We start from the raw sequence: 18,289 nt of genomic DNA, 5'->3' as shown, positions 1-18,289 counted from the left end.
CTCGCCGGGCTTCATCTGTAAAATCAGTCAATTAGTTGTTAACAGGAATAACCGCGCCTTTGTATTTGGTGCGGATCCAGTCCTGAATCTCTTTCGAGTGCAGCACGTTCACCAGCGCGACGATATCTTTCTTCTTCTCGTCACCACGATGAACAGTGATGATGTTGGCGTACGGGTTGTTTTCACCGCTCTCTACCGCAATCGGGTCGTGGACCGGATCCAGACCGGCGTCGATCGCGTAGTTGGCGTTAATCACCACCGCATCGCCTTCGTTGTTGTTGTACATCTGCGGCAGCAGAGAGGCTTCAACGTTAGGCGTGAACTGCAGCTTTTTCGGGTTCTCCACGATGTCACTGATGCGCGCGGTCACTTTGTCGATGCCCGGCTTCAGCTTGATCACACCCTCTTTCTCAAAGATGGAAAGAATGCGGCCCTCTTCAGAAACCGCGTCACGCATGATGATCTTGCCCCCTTCCGGCAGGTCTTTCAGCGACTTGTATTTTTTGGAGTAGATACCGATAGGTTCGATGTGGATCGCCCCCGCACTGACAAAATCATAATCCTTATCGCCCGCATGATCTTTCAGCACGCTGTTCAGGTAAGGGATGTGCTGGAAATAGTTGGCGTCGATGTCATGACCGGCCAGCGCGGTATTCGGCAGAATGTAGTCCTGGAACGGTTTGATCTCCAGGTCGATACCCTGTTTCGCCAGAATCGGCTTTGCCTGCTCCAGAATTTCGGCGTGCGGCGTGTTGGATGCGCCCACGGTCAGGGTGTCGGCCCAGGAGGCAAAGCTCAGGGCACTCAGGGTTGCAGCGGCGATCAGTGTCAGTGTCTTTTTCATGATGTGGTTCCTGTGTGTATTTATTAGCGTTTATCTAACAGAGAAGTAATGGCGTCGCCGCAGAACTGGATAATGAAAACGATGATCAGAATGGTCACCGTTGCCACCAGCGTGACGTCACCATGGTTGCGCTGGAATCCTTCCAGATAAGCCAGATTTCCCAACCCGCCGGCGCCAATCACCCCCGCCATGGCGCTGTAACTCACCAGCGCAATGAGCGTTACCGTAATACCCGATACCAGTGCAGGTGATGATTCCGGCAGTAAAACCCGAAACACTAACGTGCTCAGTCGAGCGCCCATCGAGCGTGTGGCTTCGATGACGCCTTTATCCACCTCACGCAGGGCGATCTCCACCAGGCGTGCGTAGAAGGGTGCCGCGCCCACAATCAGCGCCGGCAGCGCCGCGTTGGCGCCAAGAATGGTGCCCACAACGGTCTTGGTGAACGGGATCAGCAGCACAATCAAAATGATGAACGGAATCGAGCGGAACACGTTCACCACAATGGAAATGACGCTGTAGACCGTGCGGTTGTGGAACAACCCGCCGCGCGCGGTTAAAAACAGCGCCAGACCGAGGACGATGCCCAGAACGAAGGTCGCCACGCCGGAAAGCGCCGTCATGTACAAGGTCTCCAGCGTCGCCGCCCAGAGCTGATCCCACTTAAGATGCGGAAAGAGATTTTCAGCCATGTTTAATTACCTCACCTTCAATATCGCTGTGCTGCAGGTCGGCGAGGATATTGTTCAGTTGTTCATCAGATGCCACCACGTGCACCCAGAGCTGGCCAAACACGCCGTGGGCGGTTTGCGTCATTTTGCCGTGCAGGATGTTGAACGGCAGACCGTAGCGCAGGGTCAGTTCACCGACGATCGGTTTATGCGTGCTGTGCCCGGTAAAGGTCAGCCTGATCACCGTCCCTTCCAGATCGTTTGCCAGTTCGGTATTGAAGGTTTCTTCCTCAGCGTACTGGCTCACCTGACGGACAAACTGCTGCGTAATCGGCTGCTGCGGATGGGTAAAGACGCTCAGCACGTCTCCCTCTTCCACCACTTTACCGTTCTCCATCACCGCCACGCGGTCGCAGATTTTGCGCACCACATGCATCTCGTGGGTGATCAGCACAATGGTCAGCTGGAAGCGACGGTTGATATCCAGCAGCAGATCGAGGATCTGATCGGTGGTCTGCGGGTCGAGTGCGGACGTGGCTTCATCGCAGAGCAGCACATCCGGGCGATTAGCCAGCGCACGCGCAATGCCCACGCGCTGCTTTTGCCCACCGCTCAACTGTGACGGATAGGCATGCTCGCGGCCTTTCAGGCCAACGAGCTCAATAAGCTCGGCCACGCGAGCCTTGATATCGGCTTTCGGTACGCCGGCAATTTGCATCGAGAACGCAATATTCTCGCTCACCGTGCGCGACCACAGCAGGTTGAAGTACTGAAATACCATGCTGATCTTCAGACGCGCCTGGCGCAGTGCTTCACCTTTTACGGCAGAAATGTTCTGCCCGTTAATGGTTACGCTGCCGCTGCTTGGTTTTTCCAGACCATTCAGCAGGCGGATAAGCGTGCTTTTACCTGCGCCGCTGTAACCGATGATCCCGTATATTTGCCCCTGTGCTATCGTCAAATTGACATTATCAACGGCCGTGAGCGCCACCTTTCCGTTGTCAAAAATTTTCGAAATATTGCTGAGAACGATCATTCTTATTTATTATCCGTGCCGCTCGTGGCGGTTTAGCAGTATGGATGTCCAAACGATAGTAAACAGGCGTTATCAGCTTTTAAATGAACAAAAAAGAATGTGTTATAACTTTGGGGAATAAATAGCGGATTTACCGGGTAGGAAGCATTTAGACCAATTTCAGCAATGATTATCTGCCTGATGCATATCTGCTGGCTGACACCCGGCAAAAACGCTCATTTTTGCAGCACTTTATGCCAGTATAGCCATCCTCACATCCAGACAACTTTACGTCTTGCTGTCCTGACATCCAAAAACGTCATATATATTCCTTTCTGTTCTAAAAGGCAGTGAATGGTTCTTTCTTGCGAAAATTTCGCCGCCCTATCATCCCGTCATGACCTCCAGAAAGGAAAACATCATGACGATTTACCACTCCGTCACCGAACTGATTGGACGTACCCCGCTCATCCAGCTGCACAAGCTCGATACCGGTCCCTGCTCGCTGTTTCTGAAGCTCGAAAACCAGAACCCGGGCGGCTCCATTAAAGACCGCGTGGCGCTGTCGATGATCAACGAAGCGGAGCGCACCGGTAAACTGCAACCGGGCGGCACGATTATTGAAGCCACAGCCGGGAATACCGGACTGGGCCTGGCGCTGATCGCCGCCCAGAAGGGCTACTCGCTGATCCTGGTGGTGCCGGACAAAATGAGCCGCGAGAAGATTTTCCACCTGCGCGCGCTGGGTGCCCAGGTGGTGTTGACCCGCTCCGACGTCAATAAGGGCCATCCGGCCTATTACCAGGATTACGCCCAGCGTCTGGCCAGTGAGCTGCCCGGTGCGTTTTACATCGACCAGTTCAATAACACCGCCAACCCGCTGGCACACCGCACCACCACGGCACCGGAACTGTATGAGCAGCTTGACGGTAACATCGACGCTATCGTGGTCGGGGTCGGTTCAGGTGGTACCCTGGGCGGTCTGCAGGCGTGGTTCGCCGAACACTCTCCGCACACGGAATTTGTTCTGGCAGATCCGGCCGGCTCCGTTCTCGCCGATCAGGTCGAAACCGGACGTTACCACGATGCAGGCTCATGGCTGGTTGAGGGGATCGGTGAAGACTTTATTCCTCCGCTGGCCCACATTGAAGGCGTGAATCGCGCCTGGCGCATCACCGACCGCGAAGCATTCGCCACCGCGCGCGAGCTGCTGAAAACAGAAGGGATTCTGGCGGGCTCCTCCAGCGGCACGCTGCTGGCGGCCGCGCTGAAATATTGCCAGGCGCAGACCACGCCGAAACGCGTGGTGACCTTCGCCTGCGACAGCGGCAATAAATATCTCTCGAAGATGTTCAACGACGACTGGATGCGCCAGCAGGGGCTGCTTACCCGCCCTCAGGCTGGCGATCTCTCTGACTACATCGCCCTGCGCCACGATGAAGGCGCCACCGTCACCGCCGCCCCGGATGACACGCTCTCCACTGTCCTGGCGCGCATGCGTCTGTATGACATCTCCCAGCTGCCGGTGCTGGAGAACGGCAAGGTGGTGGGCATTATCGACGAATGGGATCTGCTGCGGCATATCGGCGGCGACGGCGATCGCTTCGCGCTTCCGGTGACGGCGGCCATGACGCGTCAGGTGGAGTTCCTGGATAAACACGCCCCGGAGAGCGCCCTGCACGCCATCTTCGACCGCGGTCTGGTGGCCGTGATTAATGACAACGACCGTTTTCTCGGTCTGATTACGCGCAGCGACGTGCTGACCGCATGGCGCAACCGTCTACAGCAATAAAGGAAGAGATGATGAAGAACCTGGCAACCCTGAGCGTACACAGCGGCGAGTTCAACGACCAGCACGGGGCGGTGATGCCGCCGATTTACGCCACCTCGACGTTTGCGCAACCCGCTCCGGGGGAACATACCGGCTATGAATATTCGCGCAGCGGCAACCCTACCCGCCATGCGCTGGAGACCGCCATCGCCGAACTGGAAGGCGGCACGCGCGGCTACGCGTTTGCCTCCGGTCTCGCGGCGATCTCCACCGTGCTTGAACTGCTGGATAAAGACAGCCATATCGTTGCCATCGATGACGTTTACGGCGGAACGTATCGTCTGATCGAGAACGTGCGCAAACGCAGCACCGGTCTGCAGGTCAGCTGGGTTAAACCGGACGACCTGGCCGGGCTTGAGGCCGCCATTCGCCCGGAGACGCGGATGGTTTGGGTTGAGACCCCAACCAACCCGCTGCTGAAGCTGGCGGACCTGGCGGCCATCGCGGCGATTGCCCGTCGTCATAACGTCATCAGCGTGGCGGACAACACCTTCGCGTCGCCGGTGATCCATCGCCCTCTTGAGTCGGGCTTCGATATCGTGGTGCACTCCGCCACCAAATACCTTAATGGCCACTCCGACGTCGTTGCCGGGCTGGCAGTAGTGGGTGATAACCCGGCGCTGGCGGACAAGCTCGGCTATCTGCAGAACGCGGTGGGTGGTGTTCTGGATCCGTTCAGCAGTTTCCTGACGCTGCGCGGTATTCGCACCCTTGCGCTGAGGGTGGAAAAGCACAGCACCAACGCGCTGGCGATTGCGCAATGGCTGGAGCAACATCCTCTGGTGGAAAACGTGTTCTATCCAGGGCTGGAGTCCCACCCGCAGTATCGCCTCGCCCGCACGCAAATGGCCCTGCCGGGTGGGATGATTTCTGTGGTGGTAAAAGGCGATGCGCAACGCGCAACGGAGGTTATCCGCAACCTGAAGTTGTTCACCCTCGCGGAAAGCCTCGGCGGAGTGGAGAGTCTGGTGAGCCAGCCTTACAGCATGACCCACGCTTCAATTCCCCTTGAGCAACGGCTGGCAAACGGCATAGTGCCGCAGCTGATCCGCCTGTCGGTAGGGATTGAAGATCCGAAAGACCTGATTGCCGATCTCAGTCAGGCGCTGCAAAAATAAGCAAATTGCGGCAGGTCAATCACCTGCCGCCATAAGTTGTCATCATGGCTTAACGCCTTGATAACAATATTATGTGAAACTGCACAGATTATTTCTGAAACACCGTTTCCATTTTCCTTTTATCTTAAAATCAGCGTATAATGCGCGCCTGGTCCCTGGTGAATGGTTTCAGCGCTTGGAATACAAAAAACAACGTACAACTTCTCCTCTCCTTCATTGGGCTGTCACTCAGGCACACTTTCTTCTGCACGCTCATTTGATGTCTCCTATCCTTAGTGCGTGTCATATACTCTTTTGCAACACAGGTTTGACTCCGCGGCGGTGCGCCCCCGGAGCGAGATTTCCATATCCTTCCCAACTTAAAGACTAAGACTGTCATGAAAAAGACGAAAATTGTTTGTACTATCGGCCCGAAAACCGAATCTGAAGAGATGCTGAGCAAAATGCTGGACGCCGGCATGAACGTGATGCGTCTGAACTTCTCCCACGGTGATTACGCTGAGCACGGCCAGCGCATCCAGAACTTGCGCAACGTGATGAGCAAGACCGGTAAAAAAGCCGCCATCCTGCTGGATACCAAAGGTCCTGAAATCCGTACCATCAAACTGGAAGGCGGTAATGACGTCTCTCTGAAAGCGGGCCAGACCTTCACCTTCACCACTGACAAGTCTGTGGTCGGTAACAGCGAAATCGTTGCAGTGACCTACGAAGGCTTCACCAGCGACCTGTCCGTCGGTAACACCGTACTGGTCGACGATGGTCTGATCGGGATGGAAGTCACCGCTATCGAAGGCAACAAAGTTATCTGTAAAGTGCTGAACAACGGCGACCTGGGTGAGAACAAAGGCGTTAACCTGCCAGGCGTCTCCATCGCGCTGCCAGCGCTGGCTGAAAAAGACAAGCAGGACCTGATCTTCGGCTGCGAGCAAGGCGTTGACTTCGTTGCCGCCTCCTTCATCCGTAAACGTTCCGACGTGGTTGAAATCCGTGAGCACCTGAAAGCGCACGGCGGCGAGAAGATCCAGATCATCTCCAAAATTGAAAACCAGGAAGGCCTGAACAACTTCGACGAAATCCTCGAAGCGTCTGACGGCATCATGGTTGCACGTGGCGACCTGGGCGTTGAAATCCCGGTTGAAGAAGTGATCTTCGCGCAGAAGATGATGATCGAGAAGTGTGTTCGCGCGCGTAAAGTGGTTATCACCGCAACGCAAATGCTGGACTCTATGATCAAAAACCCACGCCCAACCCGCGCTGAAGCAGGCGACGTGGCAAACGCCATCCTCGACGGTACCGATGCGGTGATGCTGTCCGGTGAATCCGCGAAAGGGAAATACCCGCTGGAAGCGGTCGGCATCATGGCGACCATCTGCGAACGTACTGACCGCGTGATGACCAGCCGTCTCGACTTTAACAACGACAGCCGCAAACTGCGTATCACCGAAGCAGTATGCCGCGGTGCGGTAGAAACCGCTGAGAAACTGGAAGCGCCACTGATCGTGGTCGCGACCCAGGGCGGTAAATCTGCGCGCGCCGTGCGTAAATACTTCCCGGATGCGACCATCCTGGCCCTGACCACCAACGAAACCACCGCTCGTCAGCTGGTGCTGAGCAAAGGCGTAGTTGCGCACCTGGTTAAAGAGATCGCCTCTACTGACGATTTCTACATTCAGGGTAAAGCACTGGCTCTGGAAAGTGGTCTGGCTCAGAAAGGCGACGTTGTGGTAATGGTTTCTGGTGCCCTGGTACCAAGCGGAACCACCAATACCGCATCTGTTCACGTGCTGTAATAATTCCCGAACGAATTAATTTGGATAAAAAGCGCCCATTGGGCGCTTTTTTTATTCCCGGCATTAGCCAAACTCATTCAAATTGCAAATCGGGTTTTTCTATTTAATTGCGAAATATCTAAGATGAATCCGATGATAAATGCCTTTTTTTCCTTAGATTTTTGCCCGAAAAGGGCTGATTCGGTGCTTCTTTGAGCGAACGATCAAAAATAGGTGTATTCCCATCAAAAAAATATTCTCAACCCAAAAAAGTTTGTGTAATACTTGTAACGCTACATGGAGATTAACTCAATCTAGAGGGTATTAATAATGAATCGTACTAAACTGGTACTGGGCGCGGTAATCCTGGGTTCTACTCTGCTGGCTGGTTGCTCCAGCAACGCTAAAATCGATCAGCTGTCTTCTGACGTTCAGACTCTGAACGCTAAAGTTGACCAGCTGAGCAACGACGTGAACGCAATGCGTTCCGACGTTCAGGCTGCTAAAGACGACGCAGCTCGCGCTAACCAGCGTCTGGACAACCAGGCTACTAAATACCGTAAGTAATAGTACCTGTTAATAAAATGGCGCACATTGTGCGCCATTTTTTTTGCCTGCGTCAAACCACTACTGCGTCACCTTCTCCCCTTCATCTTCAGCAACCGCAGCAGACACACGACTGTTCTGTACCGACAACACGTTATTACTGGCAGACGGGCCGCTACCAGCGGAGACCACAACCGGGATCCCGGCACGACGTGACAGGGCTTTATCAATGAGCGCTTTATCACTTCCCGCCTGAGACACAAAGGTTGCAAAGTCGGCGGAATGGCTAATTGGCGAGACCTGCGGGTTTTCCCCCTCCACCTGCGCCAGCGGACGGTGAACTTCAATATAGCGTTTACCATCTGGCTCAACGGAGAACTTCACGGGTTCATTGATAATCTGTACCCGCGTGCCCACCCGCACCTGTTCGAACAGGGCTTTAATGTCCGGAGCATTCATCCGCATACAGCCGGAACTGACCCGCAGGCCGACGCTGTCCGGCGCGCTGGTGCCGTGAATGAGATATTCCCCATTACCCACGCCTAAACGCAGTGCGTAGCGCCCCAGGGGGTTATTTGGCCCGGCAGGGACCACAGGAGGCAATTTAATGCCCTGCTCCAGCGAGCGGGCTCTGATCCCCGGCGTGGGTGTCCAGGTGGGGTTAGGGATTTTCTGACTCACCCGCGTAGTGGTGACCGGGGTTTCCAGCCCCAGCTGCCCAATACCGAGCGGGAAGACCTGAACAATATTTTCCCCCGGCGGGAAGTAATACAGGCGAAGCTCGGCAAGGTTCACCACAATCCCCTCGCGCGGCGTGTCCGGCAGCAGCATCTGCGACGGAATGGTGATGACGGTGCCCGGCGCAGGGTTGACCGGCGCAATAGTATTGTTCGTTTCCAGCAGCACCTGCGCTGCAGTATTAAACCGGCGGGCGATGGTCTGCAGTTTATTATCCCCTTCCTGTATCGTGTAGGTTTGATTTTGCCCAATCAGGCGGCTGCCTGCGGGCGGCAATGGATAGTCCGTCGCGCGGGCCGAATGAAGGGCACCGAGCGAACTGATAAGTAATAGAGTTATGAGAGACGCGCGCTTCATGCTGAGATTCCTTATTCACTGGCAGGATGCCAGAAAGCTGAAAAACCAGCGAGGCGGGAACCACCTCGCGAAACAGAATGAATGCTGTTCTGTAAGTCTAGCTAAGGATTGCAGCTTTGGCGCGGATGGCGCGAATCATCGCTTCCAGTCCCTGAGCACGGGACGGGGTGAGGTGTTGGGTCAGGGCCATTTTTTCAAACCACGGACGGACATCGAACGCGACAATATCCTGAGCCGACATCTGGTGATAAAGAATGAAAACGACCGCAATAAGCCCTTTAACAATGGCAGCATCGCTGTCGCCGCGCAGTTCGATAGTGCCGTCATCCGACTGCGCCATCACAATCCATACCTGGCTCTGACAGCCCTGAATACTGTTCTCCGGGCAATGCGCCTCTTCGCTGAGCGGCGGTAAACGCTGCCCCAGCTCAATGATGTAGAGATACTTCTCTTCCCAGTTTGCGCAACGCGAGAAGTTACGCAGTAATTTATCTTTGTCCGGCAGATCTGCCATCTTTCGCCTCTTTGTTAGCCCAGCAGCTGATGGATGCGTTTTAGCCCCGCCACCAGCCTGTCGACCTCTTCCGTTGTGTTGTACATCACCAGCGATGCGCGGCACATTGCCGGGACCTGGTAAAACGCCATCAGCGGCATGGCGCAATGGTGCCCGGTACGGACCGCTACGCCGTAATTATCGAGGAAACTGCCCACGTCATAGGCATGGTGTTTCCCGAGATTGAACGCGATCACCCCCTGCCGGTCAGCCGGGCCGTAAAGGGTCAGATCCGGTACGCTGGCAAGTTCCGCAAGCGCATAGTGCATCAGCAGCTGTTCATACTCCTGAATGGCCTCAAGGCCGATCGCCGAAACGTAAGTAACCGCCGCCCCCAGCCCAATAATGCCCCCGGTGTTGGGCGTACCCGCCTCAAAACGCCACGGCGCACGGGCGTAGGTGGTGCCTTCCGTCAGGCTAACGGTGGCGATCATTGACCCGCCCCCTTCCCACGGCGGCATCGCCTGCAGGATGTCTTCTTTAACATACAGCACGCCAATCCCGGTCGGGCCGTAGAGCTTGTGGCCGGAGAACACGTAGAAATCGCAGTCCAGCGCCTGGACGTCAACCGCGTGGTGCATCACCGCCTGGGCGCCATCAATCAGCACCTTCGCCCCTGCCTGATGGGCTTTATCGACGATCTCTGCGACCGGGTTTTCGGTCCCCAGCACGTTAGAAACCTGGGTGACCGCCACCAGCCGCGTGCGGTCATCCAGCAGACCGTCAAGCAGCTCAAGCTGCAGCGTCCCGTCAACATTGAGCGGGATCACCCGCAGCTGCGCCCCAACTCGCTCGCAGAGCATCTGCCATGGCACGATATTCGCGTGGTGCTCCATCTGGGTAATGATGATGTTATCCCCTGCGCGCACCTGGGCGTTGCCCCAGCTGTTGGCGACAAGGTTAATCCCCTCGGTTGTGCCGCGCACAAACACCAGCTCTTCGGGCGAGCGGGCATTGAGAAAGGCGGCCACCTGCGTGCGCACGTTCTCCATGCGCTGGGTGGCTTCCGCGCTCAGGGTATGGATCCCCCGATGTACGGCAGCGTAACCGTGGCGATAGAACTCCGCCTCCGCATCCACCACCTGATTCGGCTTCTGCGCGCTGGCGGCGCTGTCCAGATAGGCCAGCGGCAGCCCGTTGACTTCACGGGTCAAAACCGGGAAATCAGCCCGGACTTTCTCGACGGGAAAACTCATGCTTCGCCTCCAGGCAGACGCAGGCCAATACGGTCCAGCACCTGCTGTTTTAACTGACCATCGTGCAGCGCTTCCGTCAGTTCGGCGGCAAACGCATAGATAATCATCTTCTGCGCCGCCTGCTGGTCAATACCGCGGGAACGCAGGTAGAACATCTGCTCGTCATCGATCCTTCCGACCGTGGCGCCATGGCTGCATTTCACGTCGTCGGCATAGATCTCCAGCTGCGGTTTGGTGTCCACCTCCGCCAGGCGGCCCAGGAGCAGGTTGTTATTGGTCATCTGCCCGTCGGTTTTAATGGCGTGCTGCGCCACGTTAATCAGGCCGTTAAACACCGCGCGCCCTTTGTCACTGACGATGGTTTTGTGCAGCTGGCGGCTGTTGCAGTAGCCCTTGTTGTGCTCAAGCCAGGTGCGCGTATCGCACACTTCTGATTTAACCGGCATCGCCAGGCTGTTGATGCGCAGCGTGGTGTTTTCACCGTTAAGCTGGGTGCTGGTGTTGTGGCGCAGCACCGCCCCGCCGAGCAGAAAGCTGTGGCTGAAAGCTGCGGCATCCTGAGCCAGCACAATATCGTTATGGGCAAAGTGGTGACTCTGCCCATTCTCAAACGCCAGCTTGATGTGGTGAAGTCGTGCATTAGCGGCGACGTTCATCGTCAGACGCGATCCGGTAAAGTGCCTGACCTCGTTAAGGCTGACGTAATGTTCGATTACCGTGGCCTCGGCCCCCTCCGCCAGTTCAAGATGATGGCGATAGTGCGCGGTATTGATTTCGTCACCGTCGAGCCCCTGGGTGATATGCAGCAGTAACAGCGGTTTTGCCGGGCGCTGGTTACGCTTAACGTGGATATGCGTCACGCTCTGCGCCAGGCTCTCGGTAAGATGCAGAAACACCTCCGGCTGCACGGGAGCCGCCAGGCTCTGGCGTTCATCATTGAGGGTAATCGTATAACCGCTCTCTTCAGCGCTGTCGCTCAGCTCAGGACGGAACTGCCCGTCAACAAACACCAGCCGCAGGGCATCAACGTTCAGTGCCAGCGCATCACGCTGGGCCGGGCTGATGTCCGCCAGCCGCGAAACAAATTCGCCGTTCAACAGGCCATCAAGCGGGGTGTATTTCCAGTTCTCATGCTTACGCGTCGGCAGTCCGAGGCGCAGCATCTGCTGCAGATGCTGCTGCGCCTGCTCAGAACGTGTCCCCCCCTGGGCTTCAAACAGCCGGTGCCACTGCTGGAGCGCATTACTGCTGTTCGGTAAGCCAGCCATACCCCTGCTCCTCCAGTTGTTTAACCAGCGTGAAATCACCGGATTTCACAATACGTCCCTGATAAAGCACGTGGACGTAATCCGGCTTGATGTAATCCAGAATGCGCTGGTAGTGGGTGACAATAATGAACGAACGCTTGCCGTCGCGCAGCGCGTTAACGCCATCGGCGACAATCTTCAGGGCGTCGATATCCAGACCGGAGTCGGTCTCATCGAGAATGCACAGCTCGGGCTCCAGAACCGCCATCTGCAGAATATCGTTACGCTTTTTCTCGCCGCCCGAGAAGCCGACGTTGACTGAGCGGGTCAATAAATCTTCCGGCATTTTGAGCAGCTTGATCTTCTCTTCCATCAGATCCTGGAAATCGAAGCGATCCAGAGCCTCCTGGCCACGATACTTGCGCACCGCGTTCAGTGCCGTCTGCAGGAAGAACTGGTTGCTGACGCCCGGGATCTCAACCGGATACTGGAAGGCCATAAAGATGCCCTCTCCCGCACGATCTTCCGGCGACATCTCCAGCAGATCTTTGCCATTAAATTCGACCGAGCCGCGGGTGACTTCGTAATCTTCACGCCCGGCCAGCGTCGCCGAAAGCGTACTTTTCCCGGAGCCGTTCGGCCCCATAATGGCGTGAACTTCACCCGGTTTGACGTCAAAATTGAGGCCACGCAGGATGGTTTTGTCTTCCACGCTAACCTGTAAATCTTTAATGCTTAACATGTGCTTTCCTTAACCGACGCTGTGTTCAAGACTAATGGCGAGGAGTTTCTGGGCTTCAACGGCAAATTCCAGCGGCAGTTCAGAGAACACGTCCTTACAGAAGCCGTTGACGATCATCGAGATGGCATCCTCTTCGCTGATCCCGCGCTGCAGGCAGTAGAAGAGCTGATCTTCGCCAATGCGTGACGTCGTCGCCTCATGCTCCAGCTGGGCGGTGTTGTTGCGACACTCGACGTACGGGAAGGTGTGCGCGCCGCAGTCTGCGCCAATCAGCATCGAGTCACACTGGGTAAAGTTTCGCGCATTGGTCGCCGTCGGCATGATCTTCACCAGCCCGCGATAGCTGTTCTGGCTGTGCCCGGCGGAGATACCTTTCGAGATAATGGTCGATTTGGTGTTTTTACCAATGTGGATCATCTTGGTGCCGGTATCGGCCTGCTGATGCCCGCTGGTGAGCGCCACCGAGTAAAACTCACCGATGGAGTTATCGCCGCGCAGGATGCAGCTCGGGTACTTCCAGGTGATGGCAGACCCGGTTTCCGACTGGGTCCACGACATCTTGCTGTTTTCACCTTCGCACAGCGCACGCTTGGTGACGAAGTTCAGAATACCGCCGGTATTGCCGTCGCCCGGGAACCAGTTTTGCACCGTGGAGTATTTCACCTCGGCATCTTTATGGATGATGACTTCTACCACCGCCGCATGCAGCTGATAGCTGTCGCGGACCGGGGCGGAGCACCCTTCGATGTAACTGACGTAGCTACCCTCGTCGGCCACCAGAATCGTGCGTTCGAACTGACCGGTTTTTTCCGCATTGATTCGGAAATAGGTCGAGAGCTCCATCGGGCAACGTACCCCTTTCGGCACGTAAATAAAGGTGCCGTCAGAGGCCACCGCCGCATTGAGCGCCGCGAAGAAGTTGTCGTTAGAGGGCACCACGGTCCCGATGTACTTTTTCACCAGTTCCGGATGATCGTGAATCGCTTCGCCGAAGGAGCAAAAGATAATCCCCTGCTCGGCCAGCTTGTCGCGGTAGGTGGTGGCCACCGAGACGGAGTCAAAGATAGCGTCCACCGCCACCTCTTTCCCCTCGCGAACCGGCACGCCCAGCTGGTTAAAGGCTTCTTCCACCTCTTTGCTGAGGAAGCTGTTTTCCGCGCCGGTCTGCTGCACCGCGCCGGGCTGCGAGGCGCAGGTGTCATCACAGCTGCCGCAGGAGGGTGCAGAGTAGTAGCTGTAGTCCTGATAGTTCAGCTTGTCATAATGGGCTTTCAGCCAGTGCGGCTCTTCCATCTCCAGCCAGGCGCGGTAAGCGCTCAGGCGAAATTCCAGCATCCACTCGGGCTCGTTACGTTTTGCCGAGATCGCCCGAACGACATCTTCGTTAATGCCTTTCGCCAGTTCATCCGTCTGCAGCTGGGTGAAGAACCCCTCTTTATAGTTGAGGTGTCCACCGCTCCAGGTCTTTACTTCACTCGTTGCTTCAGTATTACGAGACATAGTACCGCCTATACCCCAAAACTTTCGCCGCAGCCGCATTCGTTCTGGGCTTTCGGGTTATGGAATTTGAATAACTGGTTTAAGCCTTCGCGGACGTAGTCCACTTCGGTACCGTCGATAAACGGCATGGCCTGCAGTGCGACGAATAATTTTGCACCGTCCGTCTCAAACACCAGGTCATCTTTCTCGGGCTCGGTGACGGTGTCGAGAACGTAACCGAAGCCTGCGCAACCGGTCTGTTTGACCCCAAGACGCACACCGAGGATCTCGGGCTTTTTCGCCACCAGCTCGTGAATATGTGCCGCCGCCGCGGGCGTCAGCGTTAAACCGCGCCAGCTAAAATCGGCAGGATTAAAGGTTTCTGAATGCAGTTCCATAGGTCCACCTCATCTGATAAGCCATCAGGGCATAACACCATGTTAGTGATAACGATTATCACTTCAACCCTCTGTCAGCAGGGGCATTCGGCTATACCGCCCTTTTTGCCTACTTTTATTAAGCATAGACCCTGTGGCAGGATGCAGGCAGGATGGATTTATTTGTTCAATGCATTGATTAATAATGCATTTTGTTGCAGCAGTGATGACAGAGAGGAGAAAAGTAAAATATGCATCGGAAATACCTATTTTTGAGATAGCTTTTCTGACTTCTGTGAAAACAGGCAATTTTCTCGTAACGCTATTCATCTTCTCGATCTCGCGTATCCGGGAAAAATGCCTGTTGCTCAGAAATTCCATTTTTCTCAGGGCTTACAGCGGCACGGGAAGCTTGAATGGAAGGTATAAAAAACCCGCCGATGCCCGGGTTGAATGGGAGGGGCACTGCATGGAGGATATTGCTGAAATTTTTGGGTGACGAGGCAATTGCAGTGCCCATACCACCAGAAAAAAGCCCCGGCATGCACCGTGGCTGGAAGAGTGTTTTACAGCTTAAAGCCCACTTTCTGCTGCAGCTTTCGCCTGGGTTAATGCTCCGGCATTAAATATTGGGTGCTCGTGATTATTCGTTATGTCACGAACGCGGTAGATTTTCCATGCATCATCTTCACGACACAGAAATACTTCAAGGTGTAGGGTTCTACCTCCACCAGCTCCCTCAATGACCTGCACTACTTCACCGTTTAAAAATGGCCTTGCGTTCTCCACTCGTAACGCAGGTATCCATTCGCGAGAATAATCCTGAGTATACGTAAAATAGTCAGACTCTATTAACTCTTGTTCATAGATTTCCTGAATGGCATCAATCCGGGCAATCGTATCAGCAGAAACATATTTACGCAGTTCATCGGCAGGATAAGGCCTGGCATCATCACTACCGAATGCGGAAAGATAGGATTTATAAAATGACTCGGTAGCGTCTTTCGCATCCTGATCATCACTGGCAGTCGAACTACATCCCACCAGCAACATAACGAATGAAAGAAATATCCTTTTCATCAATGCATCCTGTAAATTTTAAAGGGGGGTTACATTTTGAGATCGCCCCAGAGCGTGTGAACGGAGATACGAAACTGCAGCTTCTTTATTCCAACTCATTCTTAGTTCCTTTAAGTAAGTAAGAATAGAATTATTATATTAACCATTTATTCTACGTGGGATTAAAAGTGCTGTTTTCTAGAATTTTAAGCTGGCGGGGAACGATACAATGAATCACATTGAAAGTGTCAGCATTCAATATGAAAAAATCACCTGGAGAATTCTTGACGGTAATATTCAGTTTTCAGATGCATGGAATGAGCGTCGTACAAGTTGACTTATACGGTTCGGGGGGTTAATGAGGTTTATTCAGAAAAAGGCCCTTAAGGCCTCTGACTATGACTGATGAAATGAAACCGCAAATCCCTGCTCACGCCAGTGATCGAGCTGCTCCTGCTGGCGAGGGGTTGGGGATTTACCCGTCCAGACGAAGATTTTTTGCCCGGGAAACAGTTCAGGACGCGGTGAATCAATCGGTTCCGCCAGAACGTCAATGTGCCAGCCCTTCTGCGATAGGCGCGCGGCTTCGAGCCACAAATGGGTGCGATCATCGCATTCCCAGCCAATCAGGAGCGCGTCTTTACCGGCTTTCTTGCGGGACTCCGCCAGGCTTGCAATCGCGAATTCAATCAGTACACCATCAAACAGGCTCGCCATGTGGCGCACCGTGTTTTGATCCTGGTTCATCCGCTGGCGGACGGGAGAGAGAATATTGTCAATCAGCGCATCCATCGGGTGATCGCGACGAAACTCACCGACTTTGGCGCGCAGTTTTGCCGGACTGGCGTAACGCAGTACGGTCATCATCTCTTCCTGAAAGGTGAGCCAGTTGCCCTGCGTCAACACTTCTTTGTTTTCCAGCAAGGCTTTGACTTTGCCGACCGAAACGCCGCTCTTCATCAGGCGTTTGATCTCTTCAATACGCAGGATATCTTCATCGTCAAACTGACGATGACCCCCTTCGCTGCGCTGCGGCTTCAACAATCCATAACGGCGCTGCCAGGCACGCAGCGTAACGGGGTTGATACCGCATCGTTCGGCCACTTCGCCGATACTGTAATAGGCCATTAACTCCCTCACGCTCAGAACTTCCATACCTAACTACACCAACCTTATCAGATTGTACAAACCATTTGTATAATTAAGGCCACATTTTGCTCAGGTGAACGGGCGACGTTGCCCCTCACCTGTTAATACATTGTTGTATAAAATGTGCCTGTCGTACAGTTAAGTCCGTCGAAATGTGTACAACCTTATCAGATTTCGAATCTCTTCTCCGGCCACGCAATCGCCGGTATTCCGCCATGCCGGGGGCTGGCAAAAAGGTGCCCCTGGAACTGGGAAATGCCCGCAGACTCCAGCCACATCCACTCTTCCGCCTTCTCTACGCCTACCGCGCAGAACTGAATTTCAAGCGAGGCACAGCATTTAATGATCGCCTGAATAATGGCCTGTCGGGGGCCACTTTTGTGCACGTTCGCAACCAGATCGCGATTAATCTTAATTCTGTCCGGCTGAAACTGAGCCAGCAGCTGCAGCCCGGCAAAACCAGCACCAAAGTGATCGATCGTCACGCTGATCCCCGCGCTTTTCAACTGCCTGACCGAATCCGTAAACTCATCAAAACGGGAAATGGCTTCGCTTTCGGTAAACTCCACGACAATTTGCTCGGGCACAAAGCCATTGGCTTCAATCGCGGTAAGCAGGAAATCCACGGCGTTGGGAATGTTAACCAGCGTCATGGGCAGCAGGTTGAGGGATAACGTCTGGCCCTGTAATCCCAGCGCGCTGGCCATGGAAAGCGCGACCTGTTTGCTTTGCAAATCCGAGATATACACTTCGTCACGCGGCCGGTTGGCGAAATAGACCCCAGGTGCGCCGCCGTCCGGGGTGCGGAGAAGCGCCTCCCAGGAGACGACCTGCTGCATAAACGGATCGACTATCGGCTGGAAGGCGAAGCTGCAATCCGCCCCTTTCGCGACCACTTCAGGTTGCGCGGACAAAGGTGTTTCTTCGGTGACAAAATCCCATGAATCCGCAGGCGGCAGTTCAAAGTAGTTCGATTTTTCAGTCGCTTCGATAAAGGTACGGAAAAACTGCAGAGGGCGGTCGTTATACGTCAGCTGGTAACGGGTCGTTCCCCTGTTGAGCACCTGCTGCAGCACCTCATCCCTGTCGTACTGGCGTAAATCAAACAGCTCCATGCCCACGTTACCAAAACGCCGGACTGGACCGTGATCGCGCATTAACTCCACTACGTTATGGTGACGCGGGTCGTTACAGATCTGCTCATAGATGGAAGTTACCTGCTCCACCGGCCCTTCAAGCAGTTGAAAAAAATGAGTGCCGTTAAACAGCAGGATCCCCGTGACATTGGATTGCCGGTTTTTACGATTTGCAGCAGCGACCATGGCTTCCAGCGCTTTCACTGGAACGTCCTCGCAGATATGACTGCGGTAAATGATGGTTGTGAGCATGCTATTCCTGGGGTTAGGGTTTTGGCCACGAAAGACGTGGGTAATTTTCATTTATAGCACATTAATTGCCCGACAAATAATTTACATCTCAATCATTTACAGCAGTTAATGTGATTTTTTTCTCTGCTGTACAACTTACCAGCGCCAGAACTTTTTGTACAATATATCCTGTAACGTTACCGCTTCGTGACAACGCTATAACTATATGAT

At 54.5% G+C, this 18,289-nt stretch carries 18 protein-coding genes and 1 pseudogene; 6 read left to right on the top strand and 13 right to left on the bottom strand.

Annotation, left to right across the window (positions count from 1 at the left end; translation table 11 throughout):
- Positions 1–31: 31 nt before the first annotated feature.
- Genes GM298_RS13730 through GM298_RS13720 form a run of 3 tightly spaced genes read right to left on the bottom strand, consistent with a single transcriptional unit; the run spans position 32 to position 2,551 of the window.
- Positions 32–844 (bottom strand): MetQ/NlpA family ABC transporter substrate-binding protein, encoded by an 813-nt coding sequence (locus GM298_RS13730; protein WP_025758309.1) that lies wholly within the window; start codon positions 842–844, stop codon positions 32–34.
- A gap of 23 nt (positions 845–867) precedes the next feature.
- Positions 868–1,536: a methionine ABC transporter permease gene (locus tag GM298_RS13725; protein WP_047958370.1), complete on the bottom strand. Its 669-nt coding sequence runs from the start codon at positions 1,534–1,536 to the stop codon at positions 868–870.
- The gene (locus GM298_RS13720) at positions 1,529–2,551 is read right to left on the bottom strand and encodes a methionine ABC transporter ATP-binding protein (RefSeq protein ID WP_266154263.1); all 1,023 of its coding nucleotides are present in this window, start codon (positions 2,549–2,551) and stop codon (positions 1,529–1,531) included. Before GM298_RS13720 ends, GM298_RS13725 begins: the two co-directional genes overlap by 8 nt.
- A 400-nt stretch (positions 2,552–2,951) precedes the next feature.
- Here GM298_RS13720 and GM298_RS13715 point away from each other — a divergent pair, with 400 nt between their 5' ends.
- From GM298_RS13715 to lpp, 4 genes are all read left to right on the top strand, one after another.
- Positions 2,952–4,322 (top strand): pyridoxal-phosphate dependent enzyme, encoded by a 1,371-nt coding sequence (locus tag GM298_RS13715; RefSeq protein ID WP_025758307.1) that lies wholly within the window; start codon positions 2,952–2,954, stop codon positions 4,320–4,322.
- An 11-nt stretch (positions 4,323–4,333) separates the two neighbouring features.
- Positions 4,334–5,479 carry a trans-sulfuration enzyme family protein gene (locus GM298_RS13710; protein WP_025758305.1) on the top strand — a complete coding sequence of 382 codons (1,146 nt, stop codon included), beginning with the start codon at positions 4,334–4,336 and terminating at the stop codon, positions 5,477–5,479.
- Between the two features lie 377 nt (positions 5,480–5,856).
- Positions 5,857–7,269: a pyruvate kinase PykF gene (pykF, locus tag GM298_RS13705; protein ID WP_045284943.1), complete on the top strand. Its 1,413-nt coding sequence runs from the start codon at positions 5,857–5,859 to the stop codon at positions 7,267–7,269.
- Positions 7,270–7,578: 309 nt separating this feature from the next.
- The gene (gene lpp / locus GM298_RS13700; RefSeq protein WP_001082307.1) at positions 7,579–7,815 is read left to right on the top strand and encodes a murein lipoprotein Lpp; all 237 of its coding nucleotides are present in this window, start codon (positions 7,579–7,581) and stop codon (positions 7,813–7,815) included.
- 60 nt (positions 7,816–7,875) lie between these two features.
- On the opposite strand, the gene ldtE is transcribed toward lpp, so the two are convergent.
- The 7 genes from ldtE to sufA all read right to left on the bottom strand — a co-directional run bounded on the left by ldtE (position 7,876) and on the right by sufA (position 14,504).
- Positions 7,876–8,889 carry a L,D-transpeptidase LdtE gene (gene ldtE / locus GM298_RS13695; RefSeq protein WP_262747097.1) on the bottom strand — a complete coding sequence of 338 codons (1,014 nt, stop codon included), beginning with the start codon at positions 8,887–8,889 and terminating at the stop codon, positions 7,876–7,878.
- Between the two features lie 97 nt (positions 8,890–8,986).
- Complete coding sequence (gene sufE, locus GM298_RS13690) at positions 8,987–9,403, bottom strand: cysteine desulfuration protein SufE (protein ID WP_025757294.1); 417 nt, start codon at positions 9,401–9,403, stop codon at positions 8,987–8,989.
- 14 nt (positions 9,404–9,417) lie between these two features.
- Positions 9,418–10,638, bottom strand: a complete 1,221-nt coding sequence (gene sufS, locus GM298_RS13685; RefSeq protein ID WP_128339748.1) for a cysteine desulfurase SufS — start codon at positions 10,636–10,638, stop codon at positions 9,418–9,420.
- Complete coding sequence (gene sufD, locus GM298_RS13680) at positions 10,635–11,906, bottom strand: Fe-S cluster assembly protein SufD (protein ID WP_266154262.1); 1,272 nt, start codon at positions 11,904–11,906, stop codon at positions 10,635–10,637. Before sufD ends, sufS begins: the two co-directional genes overlap by 4 nt.
- Positions 11,881–12,627 carry a Fe-S cluster assembly ATPase SufC gene (sufC, locus tag GM298_RS13675; RefSeq protein WP_025757297.1) on the bottom strand — a complete coding sequence of 249 codons (747 nt, stop codon included), beginning with the start codon at positions 12,625–12,627 and terminating at the stop codon, positions 11,881–11,883. The genes sufD and sufC overlap by 26 nt, the downstream gene beginning before the upstream one ends.
- Before the next feature lie 9 nt (positions 12,628–12,636).
- The gene (gene sufB, locus GM298_RS13670; RefSeq protein ID WP_025757298.1) at positions 12,637–14,127 is read right to left on the bottom strand and encodes a Fe-S cluster assembly protein SufB; all 1,491 of its coding nucleotides are present in this window, start codon (positions 14,125–14,127) and stop codon (positions 12,637–12,639) included.
- Positions 14,128–14,135: 8 nt separating this feature from the next.
- Positions 14,136–14,504 carry a Fe-S cluster assembly scaffold SufA gene (gene sufA / locus GM298_RS13665; protein WP_025757299.1) on the bottom strand — a complete coding sequence of 123 codons (369 nt, stop codon included), beginning with the start codon at positions 14,502–14,504 and terminating at the stop codon, positions 14,136–14,138.
- Between the two features lie 184 nt (positions 14,505–14,688).
- Here sufA and GM298_RS13660 point away from each other — a divergent pair, with 184 nt between their 5' ends.
- On the top strand, positions 14,689–14,982 hold the full coding sequence (locus GM298_RS13660) for a hypothetical protein (protein WP_266154260.1): 294 nt from the start codon (positions 14,689–14,691) through the stop codon (positions 14,980–14,982).
- Between the two features lie 74 nt (positions 14,983–15,056).
- Here the strand turns inward: GM298_RS13660 and GM298_RS13655 are convergent, their stop codons facing one another.
- Entirely contained in the window at positions 15,057–15,563 is a 507-nt protein-coding gene (locus GM298_RS13655; RefSeq protein ID WP_266154259.1) for a DUF3828 domain-containing protein, read from the bottom strand.
- A 181-nt stretch (positions 15,564–15,744) separates the two neighbouring features.
- On the opposite strand from GM298_RS13655, the pseudogene GM298_RS13650 reads away from it, so the two are divergent.
- Positions 15,745–15,879, top strand: a pseudogene (locus GM298_RS13650) (type VI secretion system tube protein Hcp); the annotation flags it as partial.
- A gap of 59 nt (positions 15,880–15,938) precedes the next feature.
- Here GM298_RS13650 and GM298_RS13645 read toward each other — a convergent pair.
- Complete coding sequence (locus GM298_RS13645; protein ID WP_266154258.1) at positions 15,939–16,670, bottom strand: MerR family transcriptional regulator; 732 nt, start codon at positions 16,668–16,670, stop codon at positions 15,939–15,941.
- 188 nt (positions 16,671–16,858) lie between these two features.
- Positions 16,859–18,079 carry a diguanylate phosphodiesterase gene (locus GM298_RS13640; protein WP_025757303.1) on the bottom strand — a complete coding sequence of 407 codons (1,221 nt, stop codon included), beginning with the start codon at positions 18,077–18,079 and terminating at the stop codon, positions 16,859–16,861.
- Between the last annotated feature and the right edge of the window lie 210 nt (positions 18,080–18,289).

Source organism: Enterobacter sp. HSTU-ASh6 (genome assembly GCF_026319105.1).
In the GTDB taxonomy this organism is placed as follows: Bacteria; Pseudomonadota; Gammaproteobacteria; order Enterobacterales; family Enterobacteriaceae; genus Enterobacter; species Enterobacter sichuanensis.
This window is presented reverse-complemented; position numbering and strand designations above follow the sequence as displayed.